Source organism: Microbulbifer aggregans, from assembly GCF_001750105.1.
In the GTDB taxonomy this organism is placed as follows: Bacteria; Pseudomonadota; Gammaproteobacteria; order Pseudomonadales; family Cellvibrionaceae; genus Microbulbifer; species Microbulbifer aggregans.
Genome location: NZ_CP014143.1, coordinates 2,958,307 through 2,975,170, shown reverse-complemented (window position 1 = coordinate 2,975,170; position 16,864 = coordinate 2,958,307). Strand labels below are relative to the sequence as shown.

11 protein-coding genes are annotated in these 16,864 nt (G+C 57.4%); 5 read left to right on the top strand and 6 right to left on the bottom strand.

Features of this window, described 5'->3' with window-relative positions:
• Window positions 1–73: 73 nt before the first annotated feature.
• Window positions 74–1,414 (bottom strand): aminodeoxychorismate synthase component I, encoded by a 1,341-nt coding sequence (gene pabB / locus AUP74_RS12945; RefSeq protein WP_069947938.1) that lies wholly within the window; start codon window positions 1,412–1,414, stop codon window positions 74–76.
• A 75-nt stretch (window positions 1,415–1,489) separates the two neighbouring features.
• A complete protein-coding gene (gene ppsR, locus AUP74_RS12940; RefSeq protein ID WP_069947937.1) occupies window positions 1,490–2,317 on the bottom strand; it encodes a posphoenolpyruvate synthetase regulatory kinase/phosphorylase PpsR in 828 nt (275 codons plus the stop codon).
• A gap of 160 nt (window positions 2,318–2,477) precedes the next feature.
• Here ppsR and ppsA point away from each other — a divergent pair, with 160 nt between their 5' ends.
• The 5 genes from ppsA to AUP74_RS12915 all read left to right on the top strand — a co-directional run bounded on the left by ppsA (window position 2,478) and on the right by AUP74_RS12915 (window position 11,184).
• Window positions 2,478–4,841, top strand: coding sequence for a phosphoenolpyruvate synthase (gene ppsA / locus AUP74_RS12935; protein WP_083260978.1), 2,364 nt, complete (start codon window positions 2,478–2,480; stop codon window positions 4,839–4,841).
• Between the two features lie 369 nt (window positions 4,842–5,210).
• On the top strand, window positions 5,211–5,783 hold the full coding sequence (locus tag AUP74_RS12930; protein WP_083260977.1) for a L,D-transpeptidase family protein: 573 nt from the start codon (window positions 5,211–5,213) through the stop codon (window positions 5,781–5,783).
• A gap of 186 nt (window positions 5,784–5,969) precedes the next feature.
• A complete protein-coding gene (rraA, locus tag AUP74_RS12925) occupies window positions 5,970–6,446 on the top strand; it encodes a ribonuclease E activity regulator RraA (protein ID WP_069947935.1) in 477 nt (158 codons plus the stop codon).
• A gap of 260 nt (window positions 6,447–6,706) precedes the next feature.
• Window positions 6,707–8,923 (top strand): acyl-CoA dehydrogenase, encoded by a 2,217-nt coding sequence (locus tag AUP74_RS12920; protein WP_083260976.1) that lies wholly within the window; start codon window positions 6,707–6,709, stop codon window positions 8,921–8,923.
• Window positions 8,924–8,955: 32 nt separating this feature from the next.
• Window positions 8,956–11,184 (top strand): acetyl-CoA hydrolase/transferase C-terminal domain-containing protein, encoded by a 2,229-nt coding sequence (locus tag AUP74_RS12915; RefSeq protein WP_069947933.1) that lies wholly within the window; start codon window positions 8,956–8,958, stop codon window positions 11,182–11,184.
• Here the strand turns inward: AUP74_RS12915 and AUP74_RS12910 are convergent.
• The 4 genes from AUP74_RS12910 to AUP74_RS12895 all read right to left on the bottom strand — a co-directional run bounded on the left by AUP74_RS12910 (window position 11,163) and on the right by AUP74_RS12895 (window position 16,839).
• On the bottom strand, window positions 11,163–11,453 hold the full coding sequence (locus tag AUP74_RS12910; protein ID WP_226999944.1) for an antibiotic biosynthesis monooxygenase family protein: 291 nt from the start codon (window positions 11,451–11,453) through the stop codon (window positions 11,163–11,165). The two genes, AUP74_RS12915 and AUP74_RS12910, sit on opposite strands and share 22 nt — an antisense overlap.
• 119 nt (window positions 11,454–11,572) lie before the next feature.
• Entirely contained in the window at window positions 11,573–13,705 is a 2,133-nt protein-coding gene (gene pta, locus AUP74_RS12905) for a phosphate acetyltransferase (RefSeq protein ID WP_069947931.1), read from the bottom strand.
• Entirely contained in the window at window positions 13,705–14,916 is a 1,212-nt protein-coding gene (locus tag AUP74_RS12900; protein ID WP_069947930.1) for an acetate kinase, read from the bottom strand. The genes pta and AUP74_RS12900 overlap by 1 nt, the downstream gene beginning before the upstream one ends.
• 324 nt (window positions 14,917–15,240) lie before the next feature.
• Entirely contained in the window at window positions 15,241–16,839 is a 1,599-nt protein-coding gene (locus AUP74_RS12895; protein WP_069947929.1) for an isocitrate lyase, read from the bottom strand.
• Window positions 16,840–16,864: the final 25 nt, after the last annotated feature.

Below are 16,864 nucleotides of genomic sequence, written 5' to 3'. Positions count from 1 at the left end.
CTGGTGAAATATCAATGCGGGATAGTTTTATAACCAAAAAACCGCCAGCGGTCGCAGTGCGAGACCGGAAGCGCTATTGGAGAGACTCCAGCGTGGAGAGGAGCAGGCCGACCTTGTCGAGGCATTCCCGATGCTCGGCAGCGGGCACTGAGTCCGCAACGATGCCGCCACCGGCGGCACAAGTAAGTCTTCGGGCATCAGCCGAAAAAGTGCGAATGGCAATATTGGTATCGGCACGCCCGCAGCTGCTCAGGTAACCAATACTGCCGCAATAGACGCCGCGCGGACTGGATTCGAGTTCGCGGATGATTTCCATCGCCCGGCGCTTGGGGGCACCAGTGATGGAGCCGCCCGGAAAACTTGCCTGCAACAGGTCGGCAAAGGTACACGACTCCGGCAACTCGCCGGTAATCGTGCTGACCAGGTGGTGAACATTGGCAAAAGTGGCCAGTTCAAACAGGTTGGGGACGCGAACGGTACCGCGCTGACAACATTTACCCAGATCATTGCGCAGCAGATCCACAATCATCAGGTTTTCCGCCCGATCTTTCTCGCTGCGCTGAAGTGCCGCGGCAACCTGCGCATCCTTTTCGGGATCGGTTTGGCGACGCGCAGTGCCCTTGATCGGCTGTGTCTGTACATGGGCGCCGTCCGCAGAGATGAATCGCTCGGGTGAGAGGCTCAGGATACTGCCACGATCGGGAATCTCCAGATAGGCGGAGAATGGGCCAGCAACCCGGCTGCGCAGCGCCAGGTACGCCTGGAACAGGTCCCCCTCGTAGCCGGCACGGAAGCGCTGGGTAAAGTTTGCCTGATAGATGTCACCGGCCTGGATGTATTCCAGCACCCGGGCTACGCGGCGTTGATACGCAGCGCCAGATAATTCGTGCGTAAAGGGTTCCAGCAGGCGGAAGCGTCCGGCTCTGGGCTCGGTTTGCCAGCGCACGGCCGTGAAGCGTGCCACCAGATCCGCTACTTGAACCGGTGACGAGGCTGGGTGAAATACCAAGTGGCTTGCCTGTAGCTGGTGATCCACGATCAGGGCCCAGGTGTAGAGGCCGAAGAACCCCGCAGGCAGGGGTGTTTCACGCAGGTCAGGCGGAAGAAAGTTACCCTCCATCCCCAGTTCATACCCTGCGTATCCGATCACCCCACCGCAGAAAGGTAGTTGCGCATCGCTATCTGCTTGGCTCAATTCACACCACAGGTCATCCAGTGCCGCAAACGGCGCCTCGGAATCGGCGGTAAGCTCAAGGGTATTGATCGGGTCGGCACTGATGATGTCGTAGCGGCCCCCGCGCGCCAATGGCCGGCCGCTGTCCAGCCATACGGGTGCCGGCAGGTCGGCGATGGCCTGAAAAGCCGCCGGCGTATTCAGGGAATAGGGCAGGGATACGATCTGTAGCGATTTCATTCCAGCTTCGTTTACGCCTGCCGCCGGCATCGGTTCACCGGCGGCGCTCCTGTGGAGGATAAAAAGGCGGCTACTTTAACCGATACGGCGCTCAATACCAGCCTGCGACATGAGTCGGGTCGCGAGTTCCTCCACTGAGAGCTGGGTGGCATTGAGGTAGGGCACCTGTGCTCGTCGCAGCATCTGCTCTACTTGCCGAACTTCGAACTCGCATTGCTCAAGGGAAGCGTAGCGGCTGTTCGCCCGCCGCTCCTGTCGAATGCTCATCAGGCGCTCGGGGTCGATGGTGAGACCGAACAACTTGTGACGATAGGGACGCAGGATCTTGGGTAGAGTAGTGGAGTCCATATCCTCTTCGGTGATGGGATAGTTGGCGGCGCGCAAGCCGAACTGCAGTGCCAGGTAAAGGCACGTCGGCGTCTTGCCAGACCGTGAAACGCCGACGAGGATTACGTCAGCGCGATCAAACTCGCGCACCCGCCGACCATCGTCGTTATCCATGGCGAAGTGTACCGCCTCTATTCGCTCACTGTAGCGGCGATCGTCGGCGATCCCGTGGGAAACATTGACACTCTGGGCCGGGTCACGGCCGAAAAGGCTCGCCAGAGGTGTCAGGTAGCTCTCAAAGACATCCAGCATCAGCGCCGAGCTCTGGTGTAGTTGTTGGCGGATTTTGTCTGAAACGATACTGGTAATGATCACCGGCTTCAGGCCGGATTCAGCGGCTGACTGCTCGATGCGTTTCAAGACCAGCTCCACCTTCTCAGGAGAGTCCACATAGGGGATGGTCACCTGTTCCACCTGCTGATCCCTGAACTGGGCAAGCAGGCTGTGTCCAATGGCCTCCACCGTCAGGCCTGTACCATCCGAGATAAAAAAAGCTGTCCGCTTGTCTTTCGCCATGTTCCGATTTTCCGTCTATTGCTTCCCGGCAGGCTAACGTTGCTGAACTTGTAGTCAACTGTTGTAGAAAAACTACATTTTTGCCGTAATTTGCCGGGTATTTTTTACAAAATGCATCCTTATAATCAGCGCCAGATTTCCAGCAGCTGAGGGCAACTGCGTGACGAACTTCACAATCGAATTCGCTCACTTGGGCATGGGTGATGTCGACAAGGTCGGCGGCAAGAACGCATCACTGGGCGAGATGATTTCGTCACTGGCCGGTGCCGGCGTCCATGTTCCGGGTGGCTTCGCCACTACCGCGGAGGCGTTTCGCGCCTTCCTCACCCATGAGGGCCTGGAGCAGCGGATTGCGGACCGCCTGCAGACACTCGATGTAGAGGATGTTACCGCATTGGCCGCCGCCGGGCAGGAGATCCGGCAGTGGATTCTCGACACGCCGTTCCCCGACACCCTGGAAGATGAGATCCGTACTGGCTACGAGGCCCTGGGTGGCGGTCAGACCGCGGTGGCCGTGCGCTCCTCCGCCACCGCCGAGGACCTGCCGGATGCCTCATTCGCCGGTCAGCAGGAAACCTTCCTGAACATTCGTGGAATCGAGTCTGTCCTCAAGGCGGTAAAGGAGGTCTTCGCTTCCCTCTACAATGATCGCGCCATTGCCTACCGCGTTCATACCGGTTATGCACATGCCGGCGTGGCTCTCTCTGCCGGCATCCAACACATGGTACGCAGTGAGACAGGTGCGGCCGGTGTGATGTTCACCCTGGACACCGAAAGTGGCTTCCGCGACGTAGTCTTCATCACATCGTCTTACGGCCTCGGTGAAACTGTCGTGCAGGGTGCGGTGAATCCAGACGAATTTTACCTGTACAAGCCGGCACTGAAGGCGGGCCGACCCGCTATTCTGCGTCGCAACCGCGGTAGCAAGGCGATCAAAATGGTCTACGACAGCAGCGGCGATTGCGGCCGTTCTGTCAAAACCGTGCCGGTGCCCGAGGAAGATCGTCAGCGTTTCTCTCTCACCGATGCCGAGCTCACCAGCCTGGCCGACCAGGCCTGCAAGATCGAAGCGCATTACGGACGCCCCATGGACATCGAGTGGGCAAAAGACGGTGACAGCGGCGAGCTGTTTATCGTCCAGGCCCGCCCCGAGACCGTGCGCTCGCGCGACCAGGGTACCAGCCTGGAGCGCTTTCACCTTCGCGAGCGTGGGGAAGTGCTGTGTGAAGGGCGTGCCATCGGCCAGCGGATCGGCGCCGGCAAGGTCCGCGTGCTGGATTCCGTAGAAGATATGGCGGCGATGCAGGACGGAGAGGTACTGGTCACCGACATGACCGACCCGGACTGGGAGCCGGTACTGAAAAAAGCCAGCGCCATTGTCACCAACCGTGGCGGCCGGACCTGCCACGCGGCCATCATTGCCCGCGAACTGGGCATTCCCGCCGTGGTGGGCTGTGGTGATGCCACGGACAAGCTTGAGAGCGGTACCCCCGTGACAGTCTCCTGTGCAGAGGGCGATACGGGCTTTGTCATGGCGGGCGAACTGAACTTCGAGCGCGAGGAGACCGAAGTCAGCGATATGCCAGAGCTGCCGTTCAAGATCATGCTCAATGTCGGCAATCCGGATCGCGCCTTTGCTTTCAGCCACTTGCCCAATCAGGGTGTCGGCCTGGCTCGGCTGGAGTTTATTCTGAACCGCATGATCGGCATCCATCCGAAAGCGTTGCTGGAGCTGGATAGCCTGCCCGACGACCTGCAGAAGAGCATCCGCAAGCGTATCGGTGGTTACGCTTCCGCTGACGATTTCATTGTCGAGAAGCTGGTGGAGGGCATTGCGACACTGGCCGCGGCATTCGCGCCCAACCGCGTAATTGTTCGGCTTTCCGACTTCAAGTCCAATGAGTACGCTCACCTGCTGGGCGGCCAGTTGTACGAACCCAGCGAAGAGAACCCGATGCTCGGTTTCCGCGGTGCTGCCCGTTACCGTTCCAAAGACTTCCGCCAGTGCTTCGCGCTGGAGTGCAAGGCATTGAAGAAAGTTCGGGATGAAATGGGACTGACCAACGTTGAGATCATGGTGCCCTTCGTCCGCACCCCGGAAGAAGCCGCAGAGGTCATCGACCTGCTGGCAGAGAATGGTCTCAGGCGTGGTGAGGCCGGACTCAAAGTCATCATGATGTGCGAATTGCCCTCGAATGCACTGCTGGCCGAGGAGTTTCTCCAGCATTTCGATGGCTTTTCGATCGGGTCAAATGACCTGACTCAGCTGACGCTAGGCCTCGATCGCGACTCCGGTCTGGTTGCCGACCTGTTTGACGAGCGCAATCCTGCCGTGAAGGTGCTTCTATCGCGGGCTATTCAGGCCTGCCGCAAGGCTGGCAAGTACGTGGGCATCTGCGGTCAGGGCCCATCAGACCACAAGGACTTCGCCCGCTGGTTGATGGATGAGGGGATCGATAGCGTCTCTCTCAATCCGGATACCGCTGTCGATACCTGGCTGTTCCTCGCCAACGAGGAAGTCTGACATTCAAAAAAGCGACCCCTCGGGGTCGCTTTTTTATTGGGTAATTTTTGCGTAAGTAAAAAGTTTCATTTTTTTACGTTATTCTGCATTGCTTTTCCAGCCTTCGAGTTGTCCCTGACTCACTCTTACCTTATCGAAATCTTCGTCCTGTTTAACCCGGTCCCAGAAAAGAACAATTCAATCTAAGCACATTTATTTATGGCAATAGAATCGAAATAGTTCTACTGCACATCCTTCATTTAGAAAATCCTGCTGCAGTGGACACTGAGCCCCGAGGCATCCAGAAGCGCGGCGCTCACCAGCCATTTATGGCGGCGCCGACTTCGAAGCTATAGCGGGTGACCTTCATTGAGTCGTGCGAGGTGAGCCATGCAAGTATCCAGATTAAATTTCCAGCAACTCTATCTGGCCGGTTTGGCATTCTGTCTTCTCGTGGCGCTCGCGGCACCGAATGCTGCTGCCAATACACGGGGCATCAACTGGTTCGACGAGCACGCTGCCGCCAACTCCTCCGGCTCATCCCAGATTCACATCGACCTGAGCGAACAGCGGGCTTACTTCTACAAAGGCGGGCGCCTTGTTGGAGTTTCAAAAGTCTCTTCCGGTAAGACAGGCTATCAAACGAGCCCGGGCCACTTCCGGGTACTTTCGAAGCACCCCAATCATCGCTCCACCATTTACGGTAGTTATGTTGATAGACGGACTGGACGGGTCGTCAAAGCAGACGTCAATACCCGTAAGGACCGCCGTCCTCCCGGTACCTACTACCGAGGTGCCAAGATGAATTACTACATTCGTTTCAATGGCGGGGTAGGCCTGCATGCGTCCGGTCATGTGCCGAATTATCCCGCATCACATGGTTGCGTGCGTATGCCCCCACACATGGCACAGAAATTCTATCGCTATGCTCGTGTTGGCACTCCGGTAAAAGTGACTTGGTAAGACTTTATTCATCAGACATACGCAGTGATCTGCTCGGGCATCATCATTGTGATGAATGCCCGATATTTTTTTGCTCAAGCCCGGGCAACCTTTAGACTTGGTGAGCTTATGATGCGTCGAAAGCGGGTCATTAACCGCTAGGCATGAATCGCCTTCCCATCCGCAATGAACAAGCAAGGAGTAGCGATGATCAGCACCCCGGATCTCTGTGATGCCCACCCCGAACAAGTAGAAGTGCTCGAGCCCATGATGGTTAACTTCGGCGGCCGTGAGCGCTTTGGAGGGCAAATCACCACCATCAAATGTTTTGAGGATAACTCGCTCGTCAGAAATGCGGTTGCAGAACCAGGTAACGGCAGAGTGCTGGTCGTGGATGCCGGTGGTTCGATGAGGCGCGCCTGTCTCGGTGACATGCTCGCCGAGAAGGCCTGTGCGAACGGCTGGGAAGGAATCGTCATGTACGGTTGCATCCGGGATGTCGACGAGATTGGACAGTTGCCAATCGGGGTTCAGGCGCTGGGATCTCACCCAATGAAGACGGAAAAAAAAGGAATTGGGGAGAGGGACATTGCCGTGCGTTTCGGTGGTGTGACTTTTACCCCGGGCAACTATATTTACGCCGACAACAATGGAGTCATCGTCTCGGGCAAGCCGCTTCTCTAACCCCGACTCCATTTCGATCTCGAATCTACTCTGACTTCCCGTCACATGAGTAGGGGCATTCACGTCGCTCCAATCGCCTGCAAGGTCTGATACCCGGGAAGCTCTTCCCGTGAGAGGAATTAGGCGCCAATCCGGTCTGACTGTGACCGGGACGACGACCATTGTCCATCGAGGTCGCCTATCATGTGAGCTGAAGTTGTGTTCAGTTCGTAGCCATTCCTGCACCGGATCAAATTCACGCAACACCTGGAATTATTGACATGAGCGACCTGCGTAAGAAGTGGTTGACCCGTCCCCTGTTAAAATTGATCAAGAAGGTTTTGCCGCCGATCTCCCAGACCGAGAGGGAGGCCATGGAGGCTGGTGAAGTCTGGTGGGATGCGCAATTACTGTCCGGTAAGCCCGACTGGGATCAGCTCCTCAACATGGGGCCACCAGAGCTGACAGAGGAGGAGCAGGCCTTTATCGACGGCCCGGTCGAGAAACTGTGCCAGATGATCGATGACTGGAAGATCAGCTTCGAAGAGCGCTGTATTCCCGAGCAAGTGTGGGACTTCCTCAAAAAGGAGCGCTTTTTCGGCATCATCATTCCCAAAGAGTATGGCGGACTGGGGTTCTCTCCGACCGCACATGCCGACATCGTTACCAAGATTTCCACGCGCAGCACCAGTGTCGGCGTAACCGTGATGGTGCCCAACTCGCTGGGCCCGGGCGAGCTGTTAATGGCCCACGGCACTGACGAACAGAAGTCCTATTACCTGCCGAGACTCGCAGATGGCCGTGAGATCCCCTGTTTTGGCCTGACTGGTGTCGAGGCCGGTTCTGATGCAGCTTCCATGACCGATACCGGAGTCGTCTGTTATGGCGACTATAAGGGGGAGAAGACCCTCGGCATGCGGGTGAACTGGCACAAGCGCTACATCACCCTGGGTCCCGTCGCGACCATCCTTGGACTCGCCTTCAAGCTCTACGATCCGGATCATCTCGTGGGGGACAAAGAGGAGCTGGGATTTACCGTAGCCCTCGTCCCCACGGACACCGAAGGTGTCACCATTGGCCAGCGCCACCTTCCAGCCATGCAGGCGTTCCAGAACGGTCCCAACTGGGGGGAAGACGTCTTTATCCCCATGGACTGGATTATCGGCGGCCAGGAAAACGTGGGCCGCGGCTGGCACATGCTGATGAGCGCCCTCGCTGCGGGGCGGGGCATTTCCCTGCCATCCCTCTCCACCGGTGGCGCCAAGATGGCTGCCCGCATGACCGGTGCCTATGCCAGGGTGAGGGAGCAATTCAGCATTCCTATCGGCAAATTCGAAGGTGTCCAGCGGCGATTGGCCGAAATCGCGAGTATTGCCTATGTACTCGACAGTGCGCATAAAACCACGACCTGCGCCCTGGATCATGGACACAAGCCGGCAGTGGTCTCCGCCATCATGAAAGCCCACGCGACCTACGGCCTCCGTGACGCCATCAACGACGCCATGGATATCCATGCTGGTAAAGCGATCATGGATGGCCCCCTGAACTACCTGGGCAACGTTTACCGTGCTGTGCCTGTTGCGATCACGGTGGAGGGTGCCAACATCCTCACTCGTAGCTTGATGATCTTCGGGCAGGGCGCGATCCGTTGTCATCCCTATCTGCTGGATGAAATGATGGCGGCCGAAAACCCGGATACCGAGGCAGGCGTGGCTGAGCTGGACAAGTTGCTGCCCAAGCATATGTGGTTCCAGATCAAGACCCTTCTCCGCGGTATTTTTCATGGCTGGACTGTCGGTATTTTCGCCAGCAGCCCGAAAGGGGTAGGGTATGCGGCCAAATACTATCGCCAGTTAAATCGCTACTCCGCTATTCTGACCCTGGCGACAGAGATTTCGCTTATGTCCCTGGGTGGCGAGCTGAAACGCAAGGAATTGATTTCTGCGCGACTGGGTGATGTCCTGAGCCAGCTTTACCTGTTGAGTTGTACACTGAAGCGCTTCAAGGACGATGGTTCACCGAAGGAAGACCGGCCCCTGCTGGAATTTGCCATGCGCGCCGGGCTTCACAAGATCGAGCAGAGCCTGCTCGAGGTCTATCAGAACTTCCCGCACCGTTTCCTCGGCCACCTGATGCACTTTCTCACCATGCCCTGGGGGCACAGCATCCATTCGGCATCGGACCGCCAGGCCCAGGTGTGTGCGGAGCTGCTGATGGCTCCCTCCGAGACCCGCGACCGCCTCACCAAGGGGGTTTTCCTGGGCAATCCGGGTGATGGTGTCGATATCGTTGAGCAGGCTTTCCAGTTGGTCTGTGCCAACGAAGAGGCCAGGGATAAGCTCAAGAAGGCAGGTATCCGCATGCTCAACCAGGACACCATCAAAGAAGCGCGAGAGAAAAACCTGATCACTGATGAGGAAGCGGATAAGCTGCGCGAGGTCGCTGATGCCGTCTATATGGCCATTCAGGTAGATCACTTCGATGATCTGAGCAAGTAGCGAGGGGCGGTAATCCGCGCGAGGTTTCATCCATGGAGAAGGGCAGGGATCCGCAGCAGCCTCAGCGCTTCGACTGCGCTGAGGCCTGTGTAGATGCAGTCATCGAGGCCATCGGCAAAAAGATTGTCCTGGGCCTACCTCTGGGGATTGGAAAGGCCAACCATTTTGCCAATGCCCTCTACGCCCGGGCAGCGGAGGACCCCTCTATTTCCCTTACCATTTTCACCGCCCTCACCCTGGAGCGCCCCAAGGGAAATAGCGAGATCGAGCGGCGATTTATCCAGCCATTGCTGGATCGGCTTTACAGCGAATATATCGATCTCGCCTACACACCGGCCAGGCATAAGCGGATGCTGCCGGATAATATCGAAATCTGTGAATTCTTCCTGCTGACCGGCGCTTACCTGAACAATCCGGCGGTACAGCAGGACTATGTCAGTTCCAACTATACCCATGTACCGCGGGATCTGATGGACCGCGGTGTCAATGTGATTGCACAAATGGTGTCGCCCGACCCCAATGGAGATCGCTATAGCCTCAGTAGCAACCCAGATCTCACATTACCCCTGTTGCGCATGGCTCAGCAGCGTGGTGATCACCGTCTTGTTTTCGTCGGCGAGTGCAACCCTCAGCTGCCCTATATGCCGGGTGACTCGGAATTGGAGTGCGAGGCGTTTGACTTCCTGTTGGAGGGGGAACCATTCGATGCCCCGTTATTTGCAGCTCCTTCGCCTCCGGTGGGCTTTACGGAATACGCGCTCGCATTCCATATCTCAAGCCTGATCAAAGATGGCGGCACCCTGCAGGTGGGGATTGGTGCTCTTGGGGACGCCATCTGTCATGTGCTCGGACTTCGGCAGGTCTACAACGCTACCTATACGGAGACACTCAGGGATCTGACCTGCGACGATTCGCTGCAGTTTCGACATCGTCTGCCTCTGCAAGTGGAACGGTTCGAGCAGGGCCTATACGGTGCGAGCGAGATGGTACCGCCGGGCTTTTTACACCTTCGGCGTATGGACATCCTGAAAAGGGAAGTCTATCCGGACGCCGTGTTACAACGGCTTCTGGACGATGGGGTGATCACTCCAAGTGCGACAGAGGACATTCTCCTTGCTTTGCAACGATCTGGCCGGATCAGCAGTCCACTGACTCCAGAGGACACCGAATTTCTACAGCGGCTTGGCGTTATCGATCCCAGCTACAGCTGGAGAGGACATCGCTTGCTGAGCCCGGATGGAGAGGAGGAGGAGTGCGACCTGCACAGTGAGAGCGGACGCCGGCGCTTGCTCGGTAGCTGCGCAAACCAGAAGCTCAAAGGGGGAACCTGGTTACACGGGGGCTTTTATCTTGGCCCCGCTTCGATGTACCGGGAGCTGAGGGAGATGCCGGCCGAAGAACTGGCAGGTATCAACATGACCGCCATCGATTACATCAACGACCTGCTGGAGCATCGGGCGCTCAAGGTGGCGCAGCGCCGGGAGGCCCGCTTCGTGAATTCGGCCATGATGGTTACTCTCAACGGTTCCGTGATATCCGACGGTCTGGCCAATGGCCAGGTGGTGAGTGGGGTCGGAGGGCAGTACAACTTTGTCGCTCAGGCCCATGAGCTGGATGATGGTCGCTCTATTATCGCAGTGCCCAGTACGCGGTTCAGCAACGGCGAAACCAAGAGTAATATCGTCTGGGAATTCCCCCACACTACCATCCCCCGTCACCTTCGCGACATCGTTGTTACTGAGTATGGCGTAGCTGACCTTCGTGGCAAGAAGGACCGGGACGTAATGGTGGCAATGCTGGGTATCTGTGACTCGCGTTTCCAGGGCGCATTACTGGAGAAAGCCAAGTCTGCTGGGAAGATAGAGAAAGACTACGATATTCCGCTGGAATTTACTGCCAACACGCCGGAGCGCATCCGCGCCGCATTTAATGATCCGCAGCGGCTCGCACTGTTGCCGCATTATCCGCTCGGAACCGACTTCACCGACGAGGAAGCCCTGCTGGCAGTCGCCTTGAAACAACTGAAAGTGCAGAGCCGCAAGTGGTGGAAGATGTTGCCCCTGATCATCAGCGGGCGCGCCGCCCATCGAGACCGGTCCGAAAATGCGGCCTATATCCATCGTTGCCTGGAGCGCATGGGCTTCGAGGGGACCGACACCTACGAGCACAGGCTGGAAGGTTACGCGGTGGCGGCTGCGCTGAAGAACTATGTTGATCTGCGGCGTCCACTGCGGGGCAATCAGGGAAAAATGCCGGAGTAATGCTCCACTGTCGGGAATGGCTCGTAAAAGTGGTGCAGGAGCTCTCTCCAGCGCTGATATTCAGGTGATTCCCTGAAACCCATGGTGTGATCTTCCAGTCTTTCCCAGCGCACCAACAAGAGATACCGGCTTGGTTTCTCGAGGCACCGATGCAGCTCATGGGAAATATAACCAACCATCCCGCTGATGATCTGTTGCGCCTGCGTAAAGGCATTTTCGAAAGCCTCTTCCTCTGAAGGCTTAACGTCGAGCGTAGCGGCTTCCAGCATCACTCCCTGATCCCCCTTGAACGTCCTTTTTCATGTCAGGTTGCGGGAGTATATACAGGGACTCCGACCTAACAAATTGCAGGAAGATCTCCGTCCCCTTGCTGTGCGGTGTTGGGCTGTCAGAGTCCGGCCTGGATTGCGGTCAACGCTATGGTATACACGATGTCATCGACCAGGGCCCCACGGGACAAGTCGTTAACAGGCTTGCGCAACCCCTGCAGCATGGGCCCGATACTCACCAGCTCCGCACTCCGCTGAACGGCCTTGTAGGTGGTATTGCCAGTATTGAGATCGGGGAAGATAAACACGGTCGCGCGGCCCGCAACCGGACTGTCGGGTGCCTTTTTCTCCGCTACGTTTTCCATGATTGCAGCATCGTACTGGAGCGGACCGTCGATCACCAGGTCCGGCCTGAGCTCTTTGGCGATACGAGTCGCTTGCCGAACCTTTTCGACATCGGTGCCGGTACCAGAGCTCCCGGTGGAGTAGCTGATCATCGCCACGCGCGGCTCAATACCGAATGCCTGCGCCGAGTCCGCGGACTGGATGGCGATGGCCGCAAGCTCCTCCGCATCGGGGTCCGGGTTGATGGCACAGTCACCGTAGACCAGCACCTGCTCTGGGAGCAGCATAAAAAATACCGACGAAACCAGACGGGTATCCGGAGCGGTCTTAATGAGTTGCAGGGCAGGGCGGATGGTGTTGGCGGTCGTATGCACCGCACCGGAAACGAGCCCGTCCACTTCACCTTCCGCCAACATCATTGTGCCCAGAACCACGTTGTCCTGGAGCTGCTCCCTGGCTACCACTTCAGTCAGGCCCTTCTTCTTGCGAAGCTTCACCATGGGTTCTACATAACGTTCACGTATCTCTTCGGGGTCTCTGATCTGGATCTTGTCTCCCAGGTGGATACCCTGTTGTTCGGCGACCCGGTGGATGTCTGTGGGGTCCCCAAGTAATACGGGCTGGGCAATGCCCCGCTCGGAACAGATCAGGGCTGCGCGGATCGTGCGTGGCTCATCCCCCTCAGGCAGTACGATACGTTTGTTGGCCTGTCGCGCGAGCTCCGTGAGGTGATATCTGAACGCCGGTGGGGAAAGACGCTTGGGTCTCGCCGATTCAACACTCAGGGACTGGACCCAGTGGTGGTCCAGATGTCCGGCGATAAAATCCTGTACCCGGTCGATGCGATCCCGGTCATCTGTCGGCGTGCGGGTATTGAAGTTCTGCAGGCGCATGGCGGTCTGCCAGGTGTTGTCCTGGACCAGGATCACCGGCAAACCGGTTTCCAGTGCCGGGGTACACAGCTTGCGTACCATCGGCTCTGGGTAGTAGCCACCGGTGAGGAGCAGGCAGCCGATCTTGACGCCGTTCATGGCCGCCAGGCATGCCGCAACGATGACATCTGTGCGGTCACCGGAAGTCACCAGCATGGCGCCGGGCTCGAAGCGGTATACCATGTTGCTCAGTGAGCGGGAACAGAAGGTGATGCTGTGGAGTCGTCGGTTTTCCAGTTCTCCGCGACTGATCACCTCTGCGTTGAAGTGGCGGGCCAAGTCCACTGCCCGTGGGGACAGCAGGTCTGCATTCCAGGGAATGCAGCCCACAATCCGTAGCGGACTTTTGCCGTAGAGGGAGAGGATGTCCAGTTGGCTGCGGGGCCGGGTTGGCTGGGTGAAGACACCGGTAATATCTGCGCCCGGTGCATCCGGCATTTCTGTGGGGGCACCCACTTTGTTGATGATGCAACCCACAACTTGCGAAGACCTGTCTCCGCCGAAAATCGCTTTGGCAAACTCGAGTCGCTCACGGAGCTGCTGTGTCGAGTCGCGGTAGGGGCAGACCACCATCACCACCTCTGCATCGAGGGTTTTTGCGATCTCGTAGTTCAGCTGATTGGCAAACTGGCTGTCAGTATCGGGGAGCACACCTTCGACGATCACCACATCGGCTGATTTCGTCCCCTCGCGATAGCGCGCCAGGATCTCCTCCAGCAAGTCTGGAAGTTTCCCATTGGATATTTTTGACTCGGCGTACTGCGGGCTGAAGGAATCGAGAATTTCGAGATCTGATGCCTTGCGCAATATCTCCGTTGATCGTTCAATGCCGCCGTCGGCTGCTGGTGGCTCTGTGACCGGCTTGAAAAAGGTAACACCGACACCGTTACGCTCAAGCGCGCGAATGATGCCCAGGCTGACAGAAGTGATGCCAACCCTGACACTGAGAGGAACCAGCATGACTGTACGTGGCACTACCGGTTCTCCCCTTGTACGAGTGCTGCGGCATCCCGGGCAATCACCCACTCCTCGTTGGTTGGAATCACCAGCACTGTCGGTGTTCCTTCGCGGCTGATTGCCCCTTCGGCCCCAAAACGCATCTTGTCGTTGCGCTCGCTATCCAGCTCATAGGAAAGGGCGCCCAACCAGTGCATGGTTCGCGCCCGAATCCAGCTGGAGTTCTCGCCGATCCCTCCGGTAAATACCAGCGCATGCACCCGTCGCAAAGGAACCCGGTAAGCCGCGATGTATTTTGCCAACCGGTAGCTAAATATTTCCAAGGCTAGTAGCGCGCCGCGATGTCCATCCACTACTGCCTGCTCAAGCTCACGGCAATCATTGCTCAGCCCGGAAATGCCCAGCAGGCCACTTTCCCGGTTCAGCAGTCGGTTCAACTCCGCCGCTGTCACTCCAAGGGTCTCGACCAAGTGAAGCAATAAACCGGGATCAATATCACCGCAGCGGGTGCCCATCACCAGCCCCTCCAGCGGTGTCATGCCCATGCTGGTATCAACGCTGGCGCCGCCCTTGACTGCTGTGATCGAGGCGCCGTTACCCAGGTGGGCTGTTATCGTGTTGGTCTCTTCCAATGGCTTGCCCAGCAACATCGCCGCTCGCTCACTGACAAAACGGTGGCTGGTTCCATGCATACCGTAACGACGAATTCTGTGGTCCCGATATAGGGAGAAGGGCAGTGCGTAGAGGAAAGCGTGTTCCGGCAGCGTCTGGTGGAAGGCAGTATCGAATACCGCTACCTGGGGCAACTCCGGAAACGCGGCCTGGGCGGCGCGGATGCCGGCGAGCGCGGCCGGGTTGTGCAGCGGAGCGAGAGCCGAACATTGGTCGATGGTCGTTATGACTTCCTGGTCGATAATCACCGAGTTTGCGAAGTGTTCGCCGCCATGGACCACTCGATGGCCGACGGCGACCAACCGCTGACGCAGATCCGGTAGTTCTGACAGTACATCGCTTACTAGGAGCTCAATGACCTCCCGGTGTCCGGAACCCGATGCCAGTTTTCGAGCCTGCTCGACCCCTCGGCATTCCCACTCCAGCGCTGGCTCATCACTGCCTAGTGATTCTCCAATACCACTTACAATGTCCAGTCCTGTGGAGGGGTCGACAACCGCGAACTTGAGGGACGAGCTGCCGGTATTGAATATCAGAACCTGGCTGGTAGCACCCATGGTGACTATCGCTTTAACACACCGATGCTCTAAGGTTAGACCCTGCTGGCGTGCTTATCATCACCGCGGAGGTTTCTTTGGGTCAGACAAAAAAAGGCCGCAATGCGGCCCATAAATGCGTGAATCAAAAACTCATCTGGTAGCTCTTGAGATTGTTGCCCGATCAATGGCGACGAAGGAGTCCGATGAATATGTGTTGAGCTATCCCATTATGAAACTGTCAGTCGTGAACATCGGCATCGATAGCCCACCGCTTTCCTTTCCGTCGGGAAAATGAAAAGGGGCGGCTTGCGCCGCCCCTGGTAACCGAAAGATCCTGCTCGCTTAGCCGAACTGGTTCATGGTGTTGTCTTTACCAGCTGCTTTCAGGGCTGCCTCACCGGAGAAGTACTCCTTGTGGTCGTCACCCATATCGGAACCGGCCATGTTCTGATGCTTGACGCAGGCAATACCCTGGCGGATTTCCTTGCGCTGCACGCCTTCCACGTAGCCCAACATACCCTTCGCGCCGAAGTACTCCTTGGCCAGGTTGTCGGTGGACAGGGCTGCGGTGTGGTAGGTCGGCAGGGTGATGAGGTGGTGGAAGATACCGGCCTCACGGGATGCATCCTGCTGGAAGGTGCGGATCTTCTCATCAGCCGCCTTGGACAGCTCGGAATCGTCGTATTCGGCGCTCATCAGATTGTCGCGATCGTAGGCGGAAACGTCCTTACCTTCTTCCTTCCAGGCATCGAATACCTGCTGGCGGAAGTTCAGGGTCCAGTTGAAAGACGGGCTGTTGTTGTAAACCAACTTGGCATTCGGGACCTGTTTGCGGATCTCGTCCATCATTGCGCCGATTTGACCTACGTGCGGCTTCTCGGTTTCGATCCAGATCAGGTCGGCGCCATTCTGCAGGGAAGTGACGCTGTCGAGGATGCAGCGCGCTTCACCGGTGCCCTTGCGGAACTGGAACAGATTGGAGGCCAGGCGCTTCGGACGCAGCAGCTTGCCTTCACGGTTGATGATGACATCGCCATTGGCCAGGTCACCCGGAGCCACTTCTTCGCAATCCAGGAAGGCGTTGTACTGATCGCCCAGATCACCCGGCTCATTGGTCACTGCAATCTGCTTGGTCAGGCCAGCGCCCAGAGAGTCAGTACGGGCAACGATCACGCCGTTGTCCACACCCAGCTCGAGGAAGGCGTAACGCACCGCACGGATCTTGGCCAGGAAGTCTTCATGAGGAACGGTCACTTTCCCGTCCTGGTGGCCGCACTGCTTCTCGTCGGAGACCTGGTTTTCGATCTGGATACAGCAGGCACCGGCTTCGATCATTCTCTTGGCCAGCAGGTAGGTGGCTTCCGCGTTGCCGAAGCCCGCATCGATGTCAGCAATAATCGGCACGATGTGGGTCACGTGATTATCGATCTTATCAATAATGGACTTCTCGGCGTCTTTGTCACCGGCTTCGCGAGCCGCATCCAGCTCACGGAACAGACCGCCCAGTTCACGGGCGTCTGCCTGGCGCAGGAAGGTGTACAGTTCCTCGATCAGGCCAGATACCGCGGTTTTCTCGTGCATGGACTGGTCGGGCAGGGGACCGAATTCACTGCGCAGGGCTGCAACCATCCAGCCGGACAGGTACAGGTAGCGACGATCGGTCTTGCCTTCAAAATGCTTCTTGATGGAGATCATCTTCTGCTGGCCAATAAAGCCGTGCCAGCATCCCAATGACTGGGTGTACTTGCTGGTGTCCTCGTCATAGGCTGCCATGTCTTTACGCATGATATCGGCGGTGTACTTGGCGATATCCAGGCCGTTCTTGAATTTGTTCTGGAGGCGCATGCGGGCCACGGATTCCGGGTTAATAGCATCCCAGGAGCTGCCATTGGCTTTGCAGAGCTCGGCGGCTTTATTTATTTCTTGAGCGTAAGTGGACATGGCTTATTCCTCGAAGTGACTGCAT